The following is a 20200-nucleotide window of genomic DNA, read 5'->3' on the forward strand; positions in this document are numbered from 1 at the left end:
GAATAGACATTTTTACAAGCGTGTTTCCTTCGTATATAATGGTAGGTATTAGTAAGTTGATATTATTAGCAATTGCATAGAGGAATACGAATAGGAGGAACAAGTGTGTTTGAGAGCGATATACTGGTAGCTGGAGCGGATCCTGGATTCGGTGCGATAAAACTGGACACAGGAGAAACGAAGGTATTATTTCCTGCTGTGATTTGTAAAGGAAATGAACGGATTTTTTCTACCTTAGGAAATACCCTAATTAGTAAAGGGTCAGACTTACAAACACAAATAGCATCGCTGGTGATGAATCTGAAGCGGAACTTTGGTTAGCTTTACAACAAATTGAGCCGGAAAAGAGAACTTCCTTTATTAAAGAGACTTTGAAACAGGTATTAATAGAGACTAACAGGGAAGTGCTTTTTAGGAATCCGATTTATAAAGCGGCAGAAGATGTACCGGAGATCAGTGATGACGGTAATCAAGATGAGGAAACTCATGCAGAAGAGCTGGAGACAGAAGTAGAGAATGAGGTGAAACAGTCGGGTCCGTTTACCTTAGAAGATTTATTTATTCAAAAAGATGACCCTCATTCGGACGAGAAACCGGATATTAGGATTACGCGCGAAGAGGTTACCTCAATATCCGGCTACGAGTATATGATGAAACATATAATTGGTACGGAAGAGGATGAAACTGTTTTAAAGATTTTAAGAGGATAATAAAAAACCTTTGATATAACTGCTAAAAGTGATGTATAATTATCTCTTAGCATAAGTACAAATAACAATATATAGATAAGATAATAGATAATGAATCAGGTTTTCAGATATTAAAAGGAGGAGAAAAATCATAGACGGTCTGCTCTGGAGTGGCATAAAGGTTTTAATTGCTTTTTTGTTGGTCGGATTAAACGGTATTTTTGTTGCTGCTGAATTTGCAATGGTCAAGGTTCGAAAGACTCGTTTGGCGGAACTTGCAGAGAATGGCTCCCGCAGGGCAAAAAGCGCACTCGATGTCACCTCGCAACTTGATGCGTATCTTTCAGCCTGTCAACTGGGAATTACGTTGGCATCATTAGGTCTGGGTTGGCTTGGTGAACCAGCGATTGCAACTCTAATCGAGCCTTTGTTCGTGAACCTAGCCGGTTGGAATACGATCTACACTCATTCCGTTTCTATAGCAATAGCCTTTATTCTCATCTCTTTCTTACACATTGTTCTGGGAGAACTGGTCCCTAAGTCATTGGCCATTCAAAATGCAGAAGGTATTGCGCTTGCTAGTGCAGCCTTTTTGAAATTTTTCTATTGGCTATTATACCCAATTATTTGGGCGCTTAATAGCATAGCTAATGTGGTTTTGCGTATTTGGGGTATCGAACCCGCCAATGAAGCTGATTTATCACATAGTGAAGAAGAGCTGCGAATGTTAGTCGATGCCAGTCAAAAGCATGGATATTTAGATAAATTAGAAGGTAAATTACTGGACAATGTGTTTGAATTCTCTGATCGGATCGCTAGTGAGGTCATGATTCCTCGTCAAGATATGGTCTGCATTTTTATCCAGGATACATTTGATGAGATTCTCGAAGTTGTTAAGGAGTATGGGCATACGCGATATCTGCTGTGTGATGATGATAAAGATCATGTGCTTGGCTTAGTCCATATGCGAGACATCATTCGATTGCAGGAACAGTCGGGAACGAAGGATATTACTCAAATTAAACGGGATATTCTGGCAGTTCCTGAAGGCATGCCGATTTCTCATCTTGTACAGAGAATGCGAAGTCAACGAACCCATATGGCTGTTGTGGTGGATGAATTCGGTGGATCAGCCGGGCTGGTTACGCTTGAAGATATGCTGGAAGAATTAGTCGGAGAAATCTATGATGAATTTGAATTGGAACAACCGCCTATTCAGAAACTTGCCGAGAATGAATATGTGCTTAATGGACGTGTCCTTATGGAAGAAGTTTCTGAAATGTTAGACATTCAGTTAGAAGAAGAAACAGTCTCTACAATTGGGGGATATGTATTTTCTAGGTTAGGGCGCAAGCCTGTCAAAGGGGATGTCGTTTATTTTGATGGCTTCCATTTTGAAGTTATGGAGGTTATGGGCTTTAGAATCACCAAGGTTATGGTTAAGAGAAAGATACTGGAATCCAAACCAAGCGAAGTGACAGGCGTCCATAAAGCGGTTTAACAAGAGGCCTCTACTTAGTAGAGGCTTCTCTATTGAGATACGTGCAGTGTGAATAATAGTTACCTTATATAAGTAAAATAAGTGTACAGATCGTTGTCTTTTGAATTTAAAAGGAGGATAAAAATCATAGACGGACTGCTTTGGAGTGTCATAATGATCTTAATCGCATTCTTGTTGGTTGGGCTAAATGGACTATTTGTGGCTGCTGAATTTTCCTTGGTTAAAGTACGTAAGACTCGTTTGGCAGAACTGGCGGAGAATGGTTCTCCGAGAGCAAAAACAGCATTGGACGTAGCATCGCAACTTGATGCTTACCTTTCAGCTTGTCAGCTCGGAATTACCCTCTCTTCCTTAGGTTTAGGTTGGATAGGTGAACCAGCGATTGCGTCCCTTATTGAACCGTTGTTTGCTGGGATAGCTGGTTGGAACACAATCTACACCCATACTATCTCCATAACTATAGCCTTCTCAATCATCTCATTGTTACACATTGTTTTGGGTGAGCTTGTCCCAAAATCATTGGCGATTCAAAAGGCGGAAAGCACAGCACTTGCCACCGCTGGTTTTTTAAAAAGTTTTTACTGGGTTTGTTATCCAGTTATTCGGTCACTTAATGGCTTAGCTAACCTGGTGTTGCGTATTTGGAGAATAGAACCGGCCAATGAGGCTGACTTATCACATAGCGAAGAAGAACTTCGGATGTTAGTAGATGCCAGTCAAAAGCACGGCTATTTAGATAAATTAGAAGGGAAGCTCTTAGATAATGTTTTTGAGTTTTCGGATCGTAACGCTAGTGAAGTTATGGTACCGCGGCAAGACATGGTGTGTATTTTCATACAGGACACCTTTGAAGATATTAACGAGGTCATTAGAAGTTTCGGTCATACGCGTTATTTGCTGTGTGATGACGATAAAGACCATGTAATCGGCTTAGTCCATATGCGAGACATCCTCCGGCTTCAAGAACAGCCGGGCGAGAAGGATATTTGTCAGATTAAGCGGGATGTCCTGGCCGTTCCTGAAGGTATGCCGATTTCTCATCTTGTACAGAGAATGCGGAGTCAGCACACCCACATGGCAGTTGTCGTAGACGAATTTGGGGGGTCAGCAGGGCTGGTCACGATCGAAGATATGTTGGAAGAGTTAGTCGGAGAAATCTATGATGAATTTGAGCTGGAACAACCTCCTATTCAGAAACTGAATGAAAATGAATATCTGTTGAATGGACGCGTGTTGATGGAAGAAGTTTCTGAAATGCTGGACATTCAATTAGAGGAAGAAACGGTCTCTACGATTGGGGGATATATATTTTCGAGACTAGGTCGTAAGCCTGTCAAAGGGGATGTCGTTCACTTTGAGGGTATTCAGTTTGAAGTTATGGAGGTTATAGGATTCAGAATTACAAAAGTGAAGATTCTTAGAAAGCTCCCTGAAATTAACAACGTCGAAGAGACAAAAGGACATTAAACTTGAAGTTATGAAAGGCCCGCAAATGTTTTTTTGCAGGCCTTTTATAACTTTAGCATCTGGTGATCGTTCTTAACAAAAACGAATTTTGTTTTCCTGCAACCAGAAATTGGTTTGAATTAGATAAGCAAAGAGCTGTGGAATGTCCATTAATTGCCCAAACCAAGGACGACCCGAAGGAATAGTATCAGAGAGCTTCATTAAATCCTTAAGAGCAGGGAGATTTAAAAACGGAAGAATCGGGGAGGTGCTGTCTTCGATGATTTCTTGCAACCAGGTACGAACAGCTAATAGGTAACTGGGGTGATGTGTTTTGGGGTAAGGGCTTTTGCGACGCCAAAGCACATCTTCGGGTAAGACCCCGGTAAGAGCATGTCGGAGGAGTCCTTTTTCTCTGCCTTCCAGTGCTTTCATCTCCCATGGGATGTTCCAGGCATATTCAACAAGACGATGATCGCAGAAGGGAACGCGCACCTCTAACCCAGCAGCCATGGTCATGCGATCTTTGCGATCGAGGAGTGTAGGCATGAAACGGGTTATCGTTAAATAAGTGATCTCACGGATACGGGCTTCGCGTTGAAGATTCTTCTTGACAGTTCGACTGTCTTGGTGGACAGTGGAAGAACCTGGCAGTTGGGGGATTTCGGCAAGAGCCTCTTCATAACGTGTTTTTAAATAGTCATGGGGTTGCAGCCGTTCAATAAGGTCCGGAGATAGAACTTGTAAACGATTTTCGACATGAAGGGCCCAAGGAAAGGTTTGAGCATCCAACGACTCTTGACGATGAAACCAAGGATATCCTCCAAACACTTCATCGGCACATTCCCCGGATAATCCCACGGTGATCTTCTTTTTAATCTCTCGGGAAAAGAGTAATAATGAGGCATCCACATCAGCCATTCCCGGAAAATCGCGGGCTAGTGCAGCGTCTTTGAGTGCCTGGACAAGTTCAGGGATATTAAAGGAACAGTTTGTGTGTTGGGTACCGAAGGTCTGAGACATTCGTTCAATCCAAGGTCCATCAGCGCCAGGTTGGAAAGCATTAGGAAGAAAATACTTATCATTCTCAGCATAGTCTACAGAGAAGGTCGGCAGAGGCCCTTTATTGTTTTGCGCTTGGGATTCCGCGGCGATTGCCGTGATCGCACTTGAATCTAATCCTCCAGAGAGCAGGGTGCCAATGGGGACATCTGAAACCAACTGACGTTTTACTGTATCTAGAAAAAGGTCACGAATCTTTGCGGTCGTTGTCTTTAAGTCGTCTTCATGGACATTGTTAGGCAAGGCCCAATATCTGCGAATGTGCAGTCCGTTTTTAGAGTATAACAGAACATGACCTGGTTTTAATTCGGAAATGCCCTCGAAAACACCTACTCCGGGACTGCGGGCCGGGCCGACGAGGAAGATTTCGGATAAACCTTCTTTTCCGATGATGGGGGAAATGTCAGGGTGCTTCAATAAAGCTTTTATTTCGGAAGCGAAAACGAGGGAACCGGTCTGTTCACGATAAAAGAGCGGTTTAACCCCTAAGCGGTCACGTGCAATAAACAACTGTTCTTCTTTACTGTCCCAAATTCCAAAAGCGAAAATTCCATTTAAGCGCTCTACGCATGAGGGTCCCCACTCTAAGTAGGATAGAAGTACTGCTTCAGTATCAGAATGTCCCTCGAAAGAATAACCACGGCTTATAAGTTCTTGGCGGATCTCTTGTGTGTTATAGAGTTCTCCATTATAGATGAGGGTAAACGTATATTCACCACGCTTACGAATCATGGGTTGACGACCGCCTTGGGGATCAACCACTATTAGCCGTCTATGTCCGAAAGCAACACGCGGGGAAAGCCAATATCCTTCTGCATCAGGCCCTCGGGGAATTAAGGTATTTGTCATACCAATTAGAACTTCTTTTTGAAGAGTCAGATCGTGTTCCCAATTTACCATGCCAACGATACCGCACATTTTGCAAGTCCTCCTTTGTTTGAAACAGATAATCATTATCAACTACTACTCATACAATCTATGTCTTCAGGGTGTAAAAGGTTCCATTTTTTCATAATTGAGTATTTTAGTTTTAGAGAAATTAGATTGAAGCCAAGGGAAAGGGTCTGCATTTAAGTTCGACACACTAGTTTTTAATAAAGACTATGCTTGATATAATAAGAAATAAGCAAGTTGATGGTTAGGTGAATCAGGTGCGGTCAAGGCATGAGGATCCAGTTCTGCGGAGAAAAGGCATTACTTCACTCTATAGTATTAGCCGAATATACTGGTGTTATCTAAAATGATTATCAATCCTTTTACAAGCTCTTAAAAGTATCACAAGGGGGAAAACGGTATGTATGTCATAGATCGGTTTGAAGGGGACTGGGCTATTATTGAAACCGATAATCGCGTCACGTTTAATTTACCCCGCAGTGTCTTAACAGCGGATCTTAAAGAAGGGGACATAATTAACATCTTAGTAAGTCTTGATTCAGAAGCAACAAAACAGCGTTCGAAAAATGCCAAAAGTCTGCTGGAAAACTTTTTCGATCAATAGAAGAGGAGTTTGCAACAAGTGTTATTTCGCATAAAACAGTTCATCTTACCCATTATCATTTTCTCGGTGTTTGGTCTTTCCGGATGCGCTAGAGCGGAAATTGCTCCTGCTCAGACTGTTACTGGAACCAATGGAATATTGCAAGTTCATTTTATCGACGTTGGTCAGGCAGATAGTATTCTCCTAATTTCCCCCGACGGACAGTCAATTCTTATTGATGGTGGAAATAATGATGATGGGCCAGAAGTAGTAAGTTACTTAAAATCTCAGGGGATCAAAGAACTTTCAGCTATTGTAGCAACCCATCCTCATGAGGACCATATAGGAGGATTAGATTCAGTCATTCAAAGCATACCACCTAAAACCGTATATATGCCAAATGTAAGCTCTAACTCCAGAACCTTTGAAGACTTTATGGCTGCTGTTAATATCAGTGGCGCAAAGAAAGTCCAAGCAAAAGCGGGAGTGAGCTTGAATGTTCCAGACATTACAGGAATATTTCTTGCACCTAACAATAGCAGTTATGAAGAGCTGAACAATTACAGCGCAGTACTAAAAGTGACGTATGGTAAAGTATCCTTTCTTTTCGAGGGGGATGCTGAAGATATTTCTGAAGAGGAAATGCTTCGGAACAGACAAAACTTAAAAGCAACTGTGCTTAAAGTTGGCCATCATGGGAGCAAAAGTTCAACAACCAGTGAATTTTTAAAGGCCGTATCTCCGCAGTATGCCATTATTTCGGTGGGTGCTGATAATGAGTACGGTCACCCAACAACAACTGTTTTAGATAGATTTGCCGAGGCAGGGATTGAAGTATTTAGAACGGATCAATCAGGGACGATTGTAGCTTCGACAGATGGAGAATTAGTAGAATTTAATAAGAAAGGATTAATACAACCAATAATTCCAGGTGCTAATTCATCTTCCACCACTGAACTCGAGGCAAACCTCCCCCCCCTCACTTCACATGGTCTCGTGGAGTTATCAAATGTTGATTTAAGAGGAGAAGTAGTGACCATAACTAATAGGGGTAATACAGCAGTTAATCTAACCGGGTGGAAATTAGTGAGTGAAGTTGGCAATCAAATCTATAATTTCCCCACGGATACAACCTTAACTGCAGGTGGGTCGCTTAAAGTTGTAAGCGGAGAGAAAGCACGGGCGGGATCGGATAGTTTACTTTGGACGGAATCAAATATCTGGAATAATGACGGCGATCCTGCAGCACTTTACGATGCTCAAGGGCAACTGGCAGCTAAAAGATAGTGGCTAGGTTATCGGAAGGCAATTCCATGGGACTATGAACAAATATGTAAAAATTATGATACAATACGATAAATGGATGGCAAGCGAAATTACAATGTTAGGAAATGTAGAAAAGGAGTGATTTTTATGAAGGTCATGGATGTTATGCAAACAAATGTCATTACCATTCAAATGGATCTGGAAATCAAGGAAATCGCCAAAATATTATATGACAATAAGATTTCCGGTGCGCCTGTAGTTGATAGTGCTGGGAATTTAGTAGGGATTGTTAGTGAAGGAGACTTATTACATAAAGAAAAAAATCCACAGATCCCTGGAGTGTTTGGAATTTTAGGAGCACTTATTTATTACCGCGGTGTTAAACAATATGAATCGGATTTAAAAAAGTTGATTGCAGTGCAAGCCTCAGAAATTATGACTCCGAATGTGGTGAAAATCTCTAAAGAGGCCAGTATAGAAGAGGCAGCCTCTTTAATGGTTAGTAAAAAAATCAAACGATTGCCCGTTGTAGAGAATGGGAAGATCATTGGAATAGTAACTAGAATGGATATTATAAAAACCTTAATTGCAGATTAAAAGAACCCAAACAGGGGTAAAAAAGGGGACAGGTACGTTGTTTATTTCCATTGTCTAAACAACGTACCTGTCCCTATCTGTTCCTATTTGCTAAATTGAGAGGTGTTTCTAATTGTAGCATCAAATTCTTCTGTTTTACCATCCAAGGTTACCTTTACTTCGTAGACATCATTCTCCAGGGGTATATAGCCATTGCCCCCTCCGGAACCAAGGTGGGGTCCTTTTATAAGCTCTTCAGGGGTTATTTCGTCGCGCGTACCGCTTAACTTATTGCCTCTGGTACTGAAGCTGTACTCCAATGAAACAGGATGCTCTGGAATCTGGCCTTTATAAGTAATAGTTGGGTTTTTTGTATGATAACTCTCGTGGTGAACCTTGTTTTCACTGTCATCAGTCCACCAATGTTCGTAATATTTTACTGTAACCTTAGCTTCCCAGCTGGCACTTTCACCAGTGAAGACAATCTCTTTTCCGTCATTAAGGTCTTTGAAGATCACCTTACTTATCTTCATCATATAATCATTAACTACTTGATGCTTTTCTTTAAACGGATAGGCTATTATATAGATTAACTGAAGGTTTTTTACTTTATATAACTTAGAGTAATAAGTTTTGTCTTGTAGAGCAAGCGACAACTTGTCTAACAGCTCAAACTCATTAAATTTCTGTTGTCTCTCTACAAAGGAGCGGAGTGTATAAATCAAAAGTTGGTTTCCGCGAGAATCCATATAGATAGTTGGCTCGGTGTCTTCGATCTTATAATCTTCCGGATTAAGCGAGGACTCAGGCTTTAAGACGATTCCATGCATTCTAAGAGTTCGAATCACATCGTGCGCATTGAGTATCTCCTTGCCGGCTGCTTCCCTTGCCTTATAACTTACGAATACAGAACTCGTGAGGACGAGGGTAACGAGGAAAACAAAAAATGCCGAGGTATACTTGAAACGGATGAAGGAAGATATCTCCTTTTCCATTCTCTTCCCCCTTTCTATTCTAAGAGTGCATTTTAGAGAGAAAAAGTTACATAAATCAACGCTCGAGTTTATTGATGGAAAAATGCTCTTTTCTAACCCTATCATAATATTGATACAATGCGATACCCTTGCGACAAAAAAATGTAAAGATATCGAACCCCTATTTTTCGACATTGCTACCAACATAAACAGGTAATAGCTTACTTCCACTCATAAGGATTACCCACCAGACGCTCCTTCCTCAGAAATAGTAAAATTGGATCAGAAAAGTCCGGAATTGCATTTTAGGTGAGGCCTTTCTTGTTATCTTTGAAGGTGCTCTAATCACAAATGTTCTGTCAATGTTGGAATTACCTGGGTGAGGGCTTGGCGGTTTGCCATGTAATTTTAAGAGGGCAACTATAAGTTAGTGTGAATAAAATAACTTGTAAGTATGATAAGTATGATGTATCATACTTTATAGAGGTGGTAAGAATGATGCATCATGGTAAGTTTTATGGTTCAACGGTTATGGGAGAACGTGGACAAGTGGTTATTCCTGCCGAGGCCAGAGAAGAAATCGGTATAGTACCGGGTGAGAAACTTATAGTTCTTGGCAATAAGAGAAGAGGGGTCGTCATCTTATTCAAATCCGATGTCATGACAAGATTTGCAGACATGATGTTTCGAAAAACCAAATTTTTTGAGGAATTGTTTAATTGTTCCGATGGGGATTCGGATCAGGATAAAACAAAAAGGTAAGATTCAGCGCATAATATTTAAGGTAAACATAATGTTCGAGGCTTAAGACTAGGAGGAAACTAATGCCAATTATCATTAAATTCTTTAAAGATAAACGCTTTCGAACGATTATCTCTATGTTCATACAATTTGTATTTCAGCTTTGGCGGGTTAATAAGAAAAAGCGATTCCTTACAGTAGAAAACTATCAGAAGCAGATCAAAGGGATTTATAGAAAACAGGCTAGCGTGTTTACAGAGACGGCTACAGAACTTGGAGGACTTCTTATCAAGTTGGGACAATTCTTCAGCTCCAGAGTGGATGTTCTGCCTGAGGAATACACAAGTGAGCTTTCGAAGTTGCAGGACGCTGTCAGACCGGTAGGAACGGGTGAAATCATTAAGCGAATTGAAGAGGAATTTTGCAGACCTATTGCTGAGGTCTTTATGAATTTTTCTCAAGAACCCATTGCATCTGCCTCTTTGGGGCAAGTTCATGTCGCTGAGATAAAAGGGCACAATAAAGTAGCAGTTAAAATATTGCGTCCCGGCATCGAGAAAATCATTCAAACAGACTTTAACGCCCTTCGGTTCATGGTGACTTTTGCCAAGCGATACCCAAAAATAAGTTCAGCGGTCGATTTGGAGCAGATCTATCATGAGTTCGTAGAAACGACACAAGATGAACTTGATTACATTAAAGAAGGTCAACATGCAGATACCTTCCGAGCAAATTTTTCAGGGGACTCTAGAATCAGCGTTCCTGAAGTGTTTTGGGAATATACGACTAATCATGTACTGGTGATGGAATATGTCTCAGGTTATAAAGTGAACGAGTATCAGGCCCTAGAAAGAGTTGGATTAGATAGAGCACAGCTTGCAGACACTTTGATCTTTGCTTATGTACAACAATTACTGACCGACGCATTTTTCCATGCTGATCCACATCCAGGTAATTTATTAGTTAAAGAAGATGGAACCCTTGTTTTCATCGACTTTGGGATGGTGGGGCGGATTGAGAAAGGCATGCGGGAAGAATTAATGGCTTTTGTCCTGGCTCTGTTTAAGAAAGATACTGATCAAATGGTGGTAGCCTTTGAAAAACTGGGATTCCTTCGACCCCATGCTGATAAACAGACCTTAGCGAAAGGGCTTAAACTTATATTAGGGAATGTCTTTGAGGATCCTAAACTGGGGAAAGTCAATTCCGAGGAATTCCTGCTTGAATTAAGAGAATTTATGTATTCTCAGCCGTTTCAAATACCGGCGCAGACCTTGTTTTTAGGAAAGTCGCTCTTAACGATCATGGGGATTTGTAGTGGATTGAATCCTAAGCTTGATCTTGTCAAGACGCTAAGACCTTATGCTGAGGAATTGCTAGCTGGAGAAGAATCGGGAAAAGGCACTGGAGGCTTCATTCTAGACCAAGCGAAGAAAACTCTTGCAGAAGTTATTACTCTGCCTGAAAAATTAAATCGACTTATTACTGGGTTCGAGGGCGGTGAGATTCGGGTTCATCCCTCGAGAAGTTTTGAGTTAAATCTCATACAAAACCAGAGGGATCAGACAAGTAAAATTGTGCGGGCGATTTTTAGCAGCGGGTTTTTAATCTCCGGAACAATTTTGTTAGAAGGCTCATATTTTAAGGTCGGATTGATGCTAATCATCCTTTCAGCTCTGACCTTCGCCTCATTTTTAAAACGCAACTCAGATTCTTCCAGGCAAAAGGGAATGGGTCAAAGAAGCAAGGCTATGAGAGAATCTTCAGGATTTCGAAAACCGCGTTTTCATCCCTAAGGAAATAAGTCCTTGAAGATTTGCTTTGATTCATGAAGAATTATCAAGTAGAGGTTCACATCAAGTTAAAATAGGATTATAAAAAGGAGAGGTATTTATGAGTTTAGAGAACTTTAAGTTTACATTCGAAGAAAATGAAGAAGGTTACACAGTGAACCTTAAAGGGGACAAAGAAAAGCTTAGAGCTAAGTTAGAAGCCTTCGAGGCGTTCCTGAATTTTCGAGAGAAAGCTAAGCAAGCGGGCTTTGACCATCATGGCAGCGAATCTCCAATTCATCAGTTTTTTAAAGCGATGCATAAACACCATGCCAACCATGGTGGGGGACACGGGCATTGTGGTCATCACGGGCACCATGCACAACACCCGTTTAAACACGGACAGTGCGGAGAGAGTTCAAAGGGAGAAGCTCCAGTGAGTCAAGATCTAGAGAATAAATAGAAGAAGATAAGTCAAAAAATTCCTTTCCCAATATTTTTGGGAAAGGAATTTTTTTTAATTCAGTATTCAAGCCTTTAGACGGTGGAAAGATAAAGTTTACAGACGACAGACATAAGAATGGAGTGATGTTATTAATCTAGATAATTCAATATGGTTCCCTGTCCTAATAATGGCCCCATCCAGTGATCAAGTAGATAAGGTAACTCCTTTCGAACCGCCAACCGCGATGGTATTCTACGATTCATCTACTAACTCACAGGATCTTTGTGTTAATCAGCGGCAATAAGTGTCGCTTTTATTGGGATACAAGAATCTAGACGGATTTTTGGTACTTAGGGCATTAGGATTATTTCATAACTTTGGGCAGGGTGCTTCAAGGCTCATTTTTACCTTCAAATTGATGACTGACCACTCACTTCAATCGTTGCATATCGAACATCTTCGATAGAAGATATTCCAGCCTGCCTTAAACGAGTTTCAAGTTTATCGATGGTTAATCTGATTTTTTTTAGATTTTTTATAATTGGTTTACCATTCTCGATAACCATGACTGCTTTTCCCGAAAAAATTGTTTCCAGAATATCTGACTTAAGCGAAAGATATTCAGCAAATATCATCAATAATGTTAGTAAAGAAGCTACGGCAAAAGTAATGAGCAAGCCTTTTCCAGATACAGGTTGAATTAGCAGTGATCCAAATCCTATCATCACAATAGTTTGAGATATTGTCATTTGAGATATAGATTTTCTCCCGCCAATTCTTAAGATAAAGGTCCCAACGAAAATATAAGAACAGCTTGCCAAATCCAACTTAATTCCATACTTTTAGCTCCTCAAAAGTGTTGACCGTATACCCTATGGTTAGATAGATTCTCCTAAATCAAGGGAATCTATTACTAAAGAAGAAACAGTGTACCTAAATAACTTTGGTGTCCATATAAATTAGTTTGAACTAAAATATAAAAAGTTGGATATCAAACTAAAGAAATGAAAAAAATAGTTATATATTTGAAAAGTGTAAATAAAGGAGTAGAAAAATGAATGTGATCGAAATTAATAATTTAACCAAGAATTATGGCAAGGAACGAGGAATTATTGATGTCAGTTTTAATGTTGAAGAAAAAGAGATCTTTGGCTTTATTGGGCCTAATGGTGCAGGGAAGTCAACGACCCTTCGTACTTTATTAGCCCTGATTTATCCCACAAGTGGAAGCGCTAAAATATTTGGGAAGGACTGTATAAAGTATGGACCAGAAATTAAAAAGGAAATAGGTTACCTGCCATCGGAGGTTTTCTACTATGACAAAATGAAAGTAATCGATCTTTTAAAATACTCCGCCAGTTTCTACAAAAAAGATTGCAGTAAAAGAATAAGTGAGTTGGCCGATGCCATGGATCTAAATCTCAACAAAAAGATTGATGACTTGTCCTTTGGCAATAAAAAGAAAGTCGGAATTGTCCAAGGGCTTCTTCATGAGCCCAAACTGATTATCCTTGATGAACCCACCAGTGGCTTAGATCCATTAATGCAACAAAAATTCTTTGAATTATTACAGGAGGAAAATAAAAAAGGCGCTACAATCCTTTTCTCATCTCATATTTTAGGTGAAGTTCAGAGAATGTGTAATCGTGTTGCAATTATTAAAGAAGGTAGAATCATACAGCTTGAAAAGATCAGCGCCTTACAAGAAAACAACTATAAGAAAATCAGAGTTCAAACAACTGTAAAGCTAGATGAGAATTACTTTAATATTGACGGTGTAAGTAATTTAGTGGTAAGTCAAAATATGATCAGCTTTTTATTTAAAGGAAATATTAATTCGATCATGAAAAAGATCTCAGAGATAGAAATCATTAATGTTTGGGTTGAAGAGCCCGATCTTGAAGAAATCTTTCTTCACTTCTATGAAAAAGGGGCCTAAATGCGATGAATATGTTTCTACATGAATTAAAGGCTTATAAGAAGTCCACAATTACTTGGACACTCACCTTAGTTGGGTTGATTATTCTTTTCCTTTCAATGTTTCCCACAATTTCTGAGGAAGCGGAAGCGTTCAAAAAATTAATGGAAGGCTTTCCAGAGGAAATAAGATTGGCTTTAGGGCTTTCTGTGGAAAATATAGGTTCAATTTTAGGGTTTTATTCTTATGTTTTCTTGTATATTTCTCTTTTCGGAGCAATTCAGGCAATGATTTTAGGAGTGTCAATCCTATCTAAAGAAGTACGTGAGAAAACTGCCGATTTCCTTTTGACGAAGCCTGTTACACGTACACAAATTGTAACATCCAAGCTTTTGGCTGCCTTCACCTCCTTGCTTATCACAAATGTATTTTACTTAGGAGCCGCAACAATGATGGCCTCTCTGGTAGAAACCAAAGAGTACAGCACAAAAATATTCTTCCTGCTTTCTCTGACCCTGTTTTTTTTGCAACTTTTTTTTCTAGCCTTGGGCATTCTAGTTTCTTTATCAGTTCCCAAGATCAAATCAGTTCTTTCAATCTCTTTGGGTACTGTATTCGCCTTCTTTATCATTGGAGCATTGGTATCTACAACGGGCGATGAAGCTATACGTTATCTTACTCCTTTTAAATATTTTGATTTCGCCTATATCATGCAAAATTCCAGTTATGAGTCTTCCTTTATGATGGTAACTATAGCCTTTATCGTAATTGCTATTACAGCCAGTTATCTGATTTATTCCAAGAGAGATATCCACGCAGTTTAGAGAAAGGGGATACACCTGCTGAGAATTAGTGGTTTTCTGATGTGTGCCATTTCATCTTTATAGGGGGGAAGCTTTATGAATGTCTTCAAGAGAGAAATGAGGGATAATAGAAAAGCCCTGATTATATGGAGTATTGGTGTAATCTTAATGATTGCAAGCAGTATGGGCAAATATGCAGGCTTATCAGCCTCGGGTCAATCTATCAATGACTTACTGGCAGAAATGCCACAATCCTTAAAGGCTGTAATGGGGATGGGAACCTTCGATTTAACAACGGCTATTGGTTATTTCGGAGTGCTTTTTATTTACTTGGCCATGATGGCCACGATTCATTCTGCTATGTTGGGAGCCAATATAATTTCCAAGGAAGAACGAGATAAAACAGCAGAATTTTTATTTTCGAAACCTATTTCCAGAAATAAAATTATAAGCTCAAAACTATTAGCGTCCTTTGTCAATATACTAATCCTTAATCTTGTAACGTTTGTTTCCTCAATTCTTATGGTGGAAAAATATAGCAAAGGGGAAGCGGTCATTGGGGACATAACCAGACTAATGTTTGGAATGTTTATCTTACAGCTAATATTTCTGTTTATAGGGACCGTCATTGCAGCTGTCAGTAAGCATCCAAAGACTGCTCCGACCCTTGCTACAGGAATACTTTTAATCACGTTTATGTTGTCTATTGGAATAGATCTGAATACTGGGTTGGAAAAACTTAAATACCTTACACCATTTAAATATTTTGATGCGAAAAACTTGATATCCGTTCGAGGCTTTGAGCCTGTTTATATGATTTTGTCTGTTCTGATTATTGCAGTACTGTTGAGTGCCACATATGTATTTTATAAACATAGAGATTTAAATGTCTGACTCCCGCCAAAGAGGAAGAAGATTAATGGTCGAGACCAAAATACAATGAATGAAAAACTGCCAGAACGTTAATACAATAAATTTAACGCCTGGCAGTTTTACTCTGCTGCATATTAAAAACAGAATAATACAATTTGTTATTTTTGGAAGGAATGTTAGCATTTATGTTGAATCTTAAGAGTTATAGCAGTATTGCGACTGATAACAATGGGGATGTCATAACCATTTTGACGCGGAGGTTTATAGAGTGAAGAATAAAAAACCCAGTTGTTTTGAAATATTATCACCTAATATCCCAAATGAGTTAGATATCCTATCACTCGATAAGACGATCCAATCAGAGGATTCTTTTAAACGAGGGATTATTAGTAATTGTTCAATTGAAAATCAAATTGCTGAACATGTGTCCTTTAAGCAAATGACTTTTAAAAACGTTAATTTTATCGAAGTATCATTTAAGTACCTTGATTTAACAGATGTTAGATTTGAAAACTGTGATTTATCAAATATGGATCTAAGCGAGTCTGTCCTACATAAAGTAGAGATGGTCAACTGTAAGATGGTCGGAACGAATATGACCGAATCTGCTCTACGTAATGTACTGTTTGATAACTGTAATGGAAGTTATGCTTTATTTCGGTTTTTGGATTGTAAACAAGTTAGTTTCAATAAGAGTACGTTCTGCAATGCTGATTTCTACAAAGCTAAGTTTTTAAAAGTGGGGTTTGACGAATCTAATTTACAGCAAACTGGCATGTCAGGAGCGAAGCTAAAAGGAATTGATTTAAGTAGTTGTAAAATAGATGGATTAGGGGTAACCGTCGAGGACCTAGAGGGATGTATAGTTTCCTCTGAACAAGTAATATCTTTCTCGAATCTTTTAGGGCTGAAAATTAAGAGCTAATTACCGATTACTGCGAAACGTTTGATTTATACCACGAATACTGTGGATTAAGCGTATCATCGTCAATTAAGGAAAGTGACCAAAACGATAACGTTTTCGGACTTGTTTTTAGGGGGATGCTTTAGTATAGTCTCAGGGGAATAAGAGAGTTTTTTAAAATCTATCTCTGTAATCCGAGGAATTGATATAGAGGTTTTTTATTTTCTTACTATTGAAATGGGGTTTTAATTATATATGGACAATATTATCAAATATATTCCAGATGGAGTATGTTCAAAAAGAATAAGCTTTTCTATTATCGATGGTAAACTTAATAATGTAAAGTTTGTTCAGGGATGCCCTGGAAATGCACAGGGAATAGCCAAACTCGTGGAGGGAATGGATGCAACAGACGTCGCGAAAAGATTAAAAGGGATTAAGTGTCAGAATGGAACATCATGTCCGGACCAACTGGCAATTGCAATAGAGAGTTCTTTAAAATAATAGAATGCTCTGGATTATCCCACGATCATAGAAGGATATCAAGGAAAGATGTGGAAGGATTAAGGAACAGTTTCATCTTGGCCTTGGTTAAATCGATTTTTGAGGATGGTTTTCGTGGAGTTTGTAGCTGAACTAAAACAGTTTTCGGTTTTACAAAGTGATCAAATAATATCATTTAGAAATTATATTCACAAAAAATATCCTGCAGCCAGTATACAGCAACGATCTATAATACTAGCTGATACAATTGATAAAGTGATTGATAAGTATATACAAGACTTCAATAAAGGAATCAGAGATCAGGTGAAATATGAAGTTCTTCAACGGGCGGTATTAACTGGCAATTACAATATTGATGGGTCAGATATATTTCGTGCATGTCTATTTATAAAAGAAACAGGAGAGAATTTTAATGCGTCGCTCACTAATTGGCTGAATAAAAATTGTTGCAATCCAATCGAAGAAAAACATATTGACCTATTGCTATCAAAGGTTGCTAATTCTTACAATGAGTACTTAGATTATGAATTAGAACATATAATCGGTAAATCTACCCTCAAGCTGGAAGATGATTACTGTATTAATCCGACCATTGTGATAGATAATTCCTATTTTAGTGGTTTTATTGTTGAGAGAGTTCGTGCAACGTATGGATATTTAAAAGGAAGGGCAATTGGAGAGTATATTCCTTATCAAGTTTTAGTTACCACTTTAATGTTGATTGCACTGTTGAACTCAAGTCAATTGGTTCAGAGGCAAGATAATATCGGTAACGGAATTAACCCTCAGATAAGATTTGCTGGGCTACCAAATTTTGAGGCTTTCCCTGCTCAAGAGAATACTCATCAACAAAAAAGTGTTGATGAGCAACTAACATATGCACTGCAATACAGGCAAGTTGATGAGAAGAGTTTAATTGAGTTCTTATCTAGAAAGGGGTCCTTGCTTTGCGAGGAACCGTATTTTTCTTCAATAATTCAAGCCTCCCATGAATATGATATTAATCCATTACTGCTATTTGCAATTACAGGTCAGGAGCAAGCTTATGTTCCTAAAAATGTTATAAATGCTAAACTGATCGCAAATAACCCATTTAATGTCTATGGCAGTTGGCAAGTTTACAATACTGATATACTGGATTCGGCCCGAACTGCAGCAAATTTAGTAGAAAATCTTAGCAAAAATAGACCACCTTCGATAGACCCAATTGTTTGGATAAATACAAAATACGCTGAAGATAAGATGTGGCACGTTGGAGTTGCAAAACTATTGAAGGAGCTAAATAAAGAGGTAATAGTTGAGAGACCCGTTTTAGGTAGGGATACAATCAGAGCCGATTATTAGTCTACTCATAGGAAGACGCTAGAAATAGTGTTTTTTTATTTGTGCGCAGTTTGAGTGGACCGGCTTTATCCTGAGCAGGCTCTAAATAAGCTTGGGTATCTAAGGTCTTTTTGCATTATGACAGCCTGGTTTAGCGCAGTGAATACCTCTGAAATTCAGAGTAGTGTGATTTAGCTTTTCTGTAAGGATAAACTCCTGCATGGCATAAATTGAATCGTTACTGATGACATGTTCAATTGCACAAGCGTCTCTGTTTGCAATAACGGCGTCGACTTTTAAAATCTTTGTAAAAAACTCCTGGATAACTTGATGCTTTTTTGATGTGAACTCGGCATGCTCACGTCCGGAAGGAGTAAGAAATATTTCTTTATATCTTTCATTTATGATCAACCCCTTTTCTGAAAGGGTTGACATGGCACTGTTGGCGCTTGCCTTTGTTACACTTAATCGTTCAGCAATATCGGATATTCTTGCTCCATTTCCGTCGCTGGACAGCTCATATATCGCTTCTAAATAGTTTTCCATGGTAAATGTTAACTTTTCCATTAAACATTCTCCTTTAACTTAACAATAATATGAATTATTTTTTATATCAACTTCAAGTTGCGATACCTCATCGCAGTTAGGGGAATCTAACTATATAGAATTGATACAATTTCCTAGAAAATGATTATAAAATCAATATTTATGTAAAATTTATTTAACAGTTCCTATTATGTTTGCATCGGCTTGAGCAATATAAGAAAAAGTGGATATTGTTAATTCACTGTAAGATTTGATGTAATCTGAAGAAAGCTCAATGCATATGAAAGTGGTGAATATCTGGTGTGTGTCTGTGTACATGCACTCGTGCTTTATGGGTGTGGCGGTGACTGTGATCTCCTTTTACAGGCTCATCATGTTCATGGTTATGATGCCAGTCTTTATGGTAGTGTCGGTGCTCATGAGTAACTGAAGTGTGCTCGTGTAAATGCTTATGCTGTTCACAGGAAGCAAAATAGGTCCCGGCAATCATGATGAACAGGGCAATCAGAAAGGAAAGGGTCGGAATTTCCTGGAAAATAAGAAAAGACAAACCGACCCCGACAAAGGGAGCAATGGCATAATAAGTGCTTGTTCTTGCTGCACCTAGTTCTCTCTGGGCAGAGACATAAAAGAAAATACTGAGTCCATAAGAGAAAAAGCCTAGGACAAGTGCGGCTAAGAGATAAGTGATACTAACAGTGTATTCTCTTAGGGATATGGCAATTAAAATGGAACCGAAACCAGAGCCAAAACCTTTGATGATGACGACTTGCATAGGATTTTTAATGGAAAGTCTTCTCGTGCAATTGTTTTCAAAGCCCCAGCACATACAAGCGAGCAAGACGTACACAGCACCGAGAGAAAAGGAAAAGTTGATTAAATCTTCAACAGATAAGATTAGGCTGGAGAAAGTAATGAGGCCGATGGCAATCCATAACCGTTTGCCGATAGCTTCTTTAAAAATAAACAAAGAAATAAGGGAAGTTGCTACAATTTCGAAATTATTAAGGAGGGCTACATTGGCCGCAGTGGTCATTGTTAATCCCAACATTAAACAAATGGGGGCTGCGATGTCTAAAGCAATCATGCCCAAGACAAAGGGTAAGTCGCTTCTCGTTATTTTTGCTTCTTTTTGGTCCTTGGATTTTATCTTCCATATAAAATTAAGCAAGGAAATTCCTATACCTGCACCCAGATAGAGTAAGGCTGCCATCAAGGTTGGCGGTATTTCCACAAGTAATATTTTGGAAAACGGTGAACTAATGCCAAATAGAAGTGCCGCCAAAATGGCCGAAAATATAGCAGTTTCGTTTTTTGGTTTCAAAGTGACCATCTCCCTGGAACTATTCCATGTTAATATGTGGAAATAGTTATCTGTAA

General features: G+C 39.0%; 20 protein-coding genes and 1 pseudogene. 16 read left to right on the top strand and 5 right to left on the bottom strand.

Going from position 1 to position 20200, the window contains the following annotated elements; genetic code table 11:
- Window positions 1-105: 105 nt before the first annotated feature.
- From M8E35_RS18375 to M8E35_RS18390, 4 genes and pseudogenes are all read left to right on the top strand, one after another.
- Window positions 106-312, top strand: a pseudogene (locus M8E35_RS18375) (ParM/StbA family protein); the annotation flags it as partial.
- A 59-nt stretch (window positions 313-371) separates the two neighbouring features.
- On the top strand, window positions 372-710 hold the full coding sequence (locus tag M8E35_RS18380) for a hypothetical protein (protein ID WP_252471024.1): 339 nt from the start codon (window positions 372-374) through the stop codon (window positions 708-710).
- A gap of 175 nt (window positions 711-885) precedes the next feature.
- Window positions 886-2190 carry a hemolysin family protein gene (locus M8E35_RS18385; RefSeq protein WP_252471026.1) on the top strand — a complete coding sequence of 435 codons (1305 nt, stop codon included), beginning with the start codon at window positions 886-888 and terminating at the stop codon, window positions 2188-2190.
- Window positions 2191-2343: 153 nt separating this feature from the next.
- Window positions 2344-3657 carry a hemolysin family protein gene (locus M8E35_RS18390; RefSeq protein ID WP_252471028.1) on the top strand — a complete coding sequence of 438 codons (1314 nt, stop codon included), beginning with the start codon at window positions 2344-2346 and terminating at the stop codon, window positions 3655-3657.
- A 72-nt stretch (window positions 3658-3729) separates the two neighbouring features.
- Here M8E35_RS18390 and asnB read toward each other — a convergent pair whose 3' ends face one another.
- Complete coding sequence (gene asnB / locus M8E35_RS18395; protein WP_252471030.1) at window positions 3730-5616, bottom strand: asparagine synthase (glutamine-hydrolyzing); 1887 nt, start codon at window positions 5614-5616, stop codon at window positions 3730-3732.
- 376 nt (window positions 5617-5992) lie between these two features.
- On the opposite strand from asnB, the gene M8E35_RS18400 reads away from it, so the two are divergent.
- From M8E35_RS18400 to M8E35_RS18410, 3 genes are all read left to right on the top strand, one after another.
- Complete coding sequence (locus M8E35_RS18400) at window positions 5993-6196, top strand: DUF3006 domain-containing protein (protein ID WP_252471032.1); 204 nt, start codon at window positions 5993-5995, stop codon at window positions 6194-6196.
- A gap of 18 nt (window positions 6197-6214) precedes the next feature.
- The gene (locus M8E35_RS18405) at window positions 6215-7462 is read left to right on the top strand and encodes an MBL fold metallo-hydrolase (RefSeq protein ID WP_252471034.1); all 1248 of its coding nucleotides are present in this window, start codon (window positions 6215-6217) and stop codon (window positions 7460-7462) included.
- A 126-nt stretch (window positions 7463-7588) separates the two neighbouring features.
- Window positions 7589-8038: a CBS domain-containing protein gene (locus M8E35_RS18410; RefSeq protein ID WP_252471036.1), complete on the top strand. Its 450-nt coding sequence runs from the start codon at window positions 7589-7591 to the stop codon at window positions 8036-8038.
- An 83-nt stretch (window positions 8039-8121) separates the two neighbouring features.
- On the opposite strand, the gene M8E35_RS18415 is transcribed toward M8E35_RS18410, so the two are convergent.
- Window positions 8122-9012, bottom strand: coding sequence for a hypothetical protein (locus M8E35_RS18415; protein ID WP_252471038.1), 891 nt, complete (start codon window positions 9010-9012; stop codon window positions 8122-8124).
- 474 nt (window positions 9013-9486) lie between these two features.
- Here M8E35_RS18415 and M8E35_RS18420 point away from each other — a divergent pair, with 474 nt between their 5' ends.
- The 3 genes from M8E35_RS18420 to M8E35_RS18430 all read left to right on the top strand — a co-directional run bounded on the left by M8E35_RS18420 (window position 9487) and on the right by M8E35_RS18430 (window position 11967).
- Window positions 9487-9753 (top strand): AbrB/MazE/SpoVT family DNA-binding domain-containing protein, encoded by a 267-nt coding sequence (locus tag M8E35_RS18420; protein ID WP_252471040.1) that lies wholly within the window; start codon window positions 9487-9489, stop codon window positions 9751-9753.
- A 62-nt stretch (window positions 9754-9815) separates the two neighbouring features.
- Window positions 9816-11528, top strand: coding sequence for an ABC1 kinase family protein (locus M8E35_RS18425; RefSeq protein WP_252471042.1), 1713 nt, complete (start codon window positions 9816-9818; stop codon window positions 11526-11528).
- Between the two features lie 97 nt (window positions 11529-11625).
- Complete coding sequence (locus M8E35_RS18430; protein WP_252471044.1) at window positions 11626-11967, top strand: hypothetical protein; 342 nt, start codon at window positions 11626-11628, stop codon at window positions 11965-11967.
- 392 nt (window positions 11968-12359) lie between these two features.
- Here the strand turns inward: M8E35_RS18430 and M8E35_RS18435 are convergent, their stop codons facing one another.
- Entirely contained in the window at window positions 12360-12776 is a 417-nt protein-coding gene (locus tag M8E35_RS18435) for a DUF421 domain-containing protein (protein WP_252471046.1), read from the bottom strand.
- A 227-nt stretch (window positions 12777-13003) separates the two neighbouring features.
- Here M8E35_RS18435 and M8E35_RS18440 point away from each other — a divergent pair, with 227 nt between their 5' ends.
- The 6 genes from M8E35_RS18440 to M8E35_RS18465 all read left to right on the top strand — a co-directional run bounded on the left by M8E35_RS18440 (window position 13004) and on the right by M8E35_RS18465 (window position 18295).
- The gene (locus M8E35_RS18440) at window positions 13004-13888 is read left to right on the top strand and encodes an ABC transporter ATP-binding protein (RefSeq protein ID WP_252471048.1); all 885 of its coding nucleotides are present in this window, start codon (window positions 13004-13006) and stop codon (window positions 13886-13888) included.
- A 5-nt stretch (window positions 13889-13893) separates the two neighbouring features.
- Window positions 13894-14691: an ABC transporter permease subunit gene (locus M8E35_RS18445; protein WP_252471050.1), complete on the top strand. Its 798-nt coding sequence runs from the start codon at window positions 13894-13896 to the stop codon at window positions 14689-14691.
- 75 nt (window positions 14692-14766) lie between these two features.
- Window positions 14767-15564, top strand: coding sequence for an ABC transporter permease subunit (locus M8E35_RS18450; RefSeq protein ID WP_252471052.1), 798 nt, complete (start codon window positions 14767-14769; stop codon window positions 15562-15564).
- 247 nt (window positions 15565-15811) lie between these two features.
- Window positions 15812-16468 carry a pentapeptide repeat-containing protein gene (locus M8E35_RS18455; RefSeq protein WP_252471054.1) on the top strand — a complete coding sequence of 219 codons (657 nt, stop codon included), beginning with the start codon at window positions 15812-15814 and terminating at the stop codon, window positions 16466-16468.
- A 234-nt stretch (window positions 16469-16702) separates the two neighbouring features.
- Window positions 16703-16951, top strand: coding sequence for a TIGR03905 family TSCPD domain-containing protein (locus tag M8E35_RS18460; RefSeq protein ID WP_252471056.1), 249 nt, complete (start codon window positions 16703-16705; stop codon window positions 16949-16951).
- Between the two features lie 114 nt (window positions 16952-17065).
- Window positions 17066-18295 (top strand): hypothetical protein, encoded by a 1230-nt coding sequence (locus M8E35_RS18465; protein WP_252471058.1) that lies wholly within the window; start codon window positions 17066-17068, stop codon window positions 18293-18295.
- Between the two features lie 99 nt (window positions 18296-18394).
- On the opposite strand, the gene M8E35_RS18470 is transcribed toward M8E35_RS18465, so the two are convergent.
- Both M8E35_RS18470 and M8E35_RS18475 read right to left on the bottom strand, forming a co-directional pair.
- Window positions 18395-18841 carry a metal-dependent transcriptional regulator gene (locus tag M8E35_RS18470; RefSeq protein ID WP_252471060.1) on the bottom strand — a complete coding sequence of 149 codons (447 nt, stop codon included), beginning with the start codon at window positions 18839-18841 and terminating at the stop codon, window positions 18395-18397.
- A gap of 250 nt (window positions 18842-19091) precedes the next feature.
- Entirely contained in the window at window positions 19092-20144 is a 1053-nt protein-coding gene (locus M8E35_RS18475; protein WP_252471062.1) for a DMT family transporter, read from the bottom strand.
- Between the last annotated feature and the right edge of the window lie 56 nt (window positions 20145-20200).

Origin of the sequence: Desulfosporosinus nitroreducens (assembly GCF_023897015.1) — a bacterium.
Classification (GTDB): Bacteria; Bacillota; Desulfitobacteriia; order Desulfitobacteriales; family Desulfitobacteriaceae; genus Desulfosporosinus; species Desulfosporosinus nitroreducens.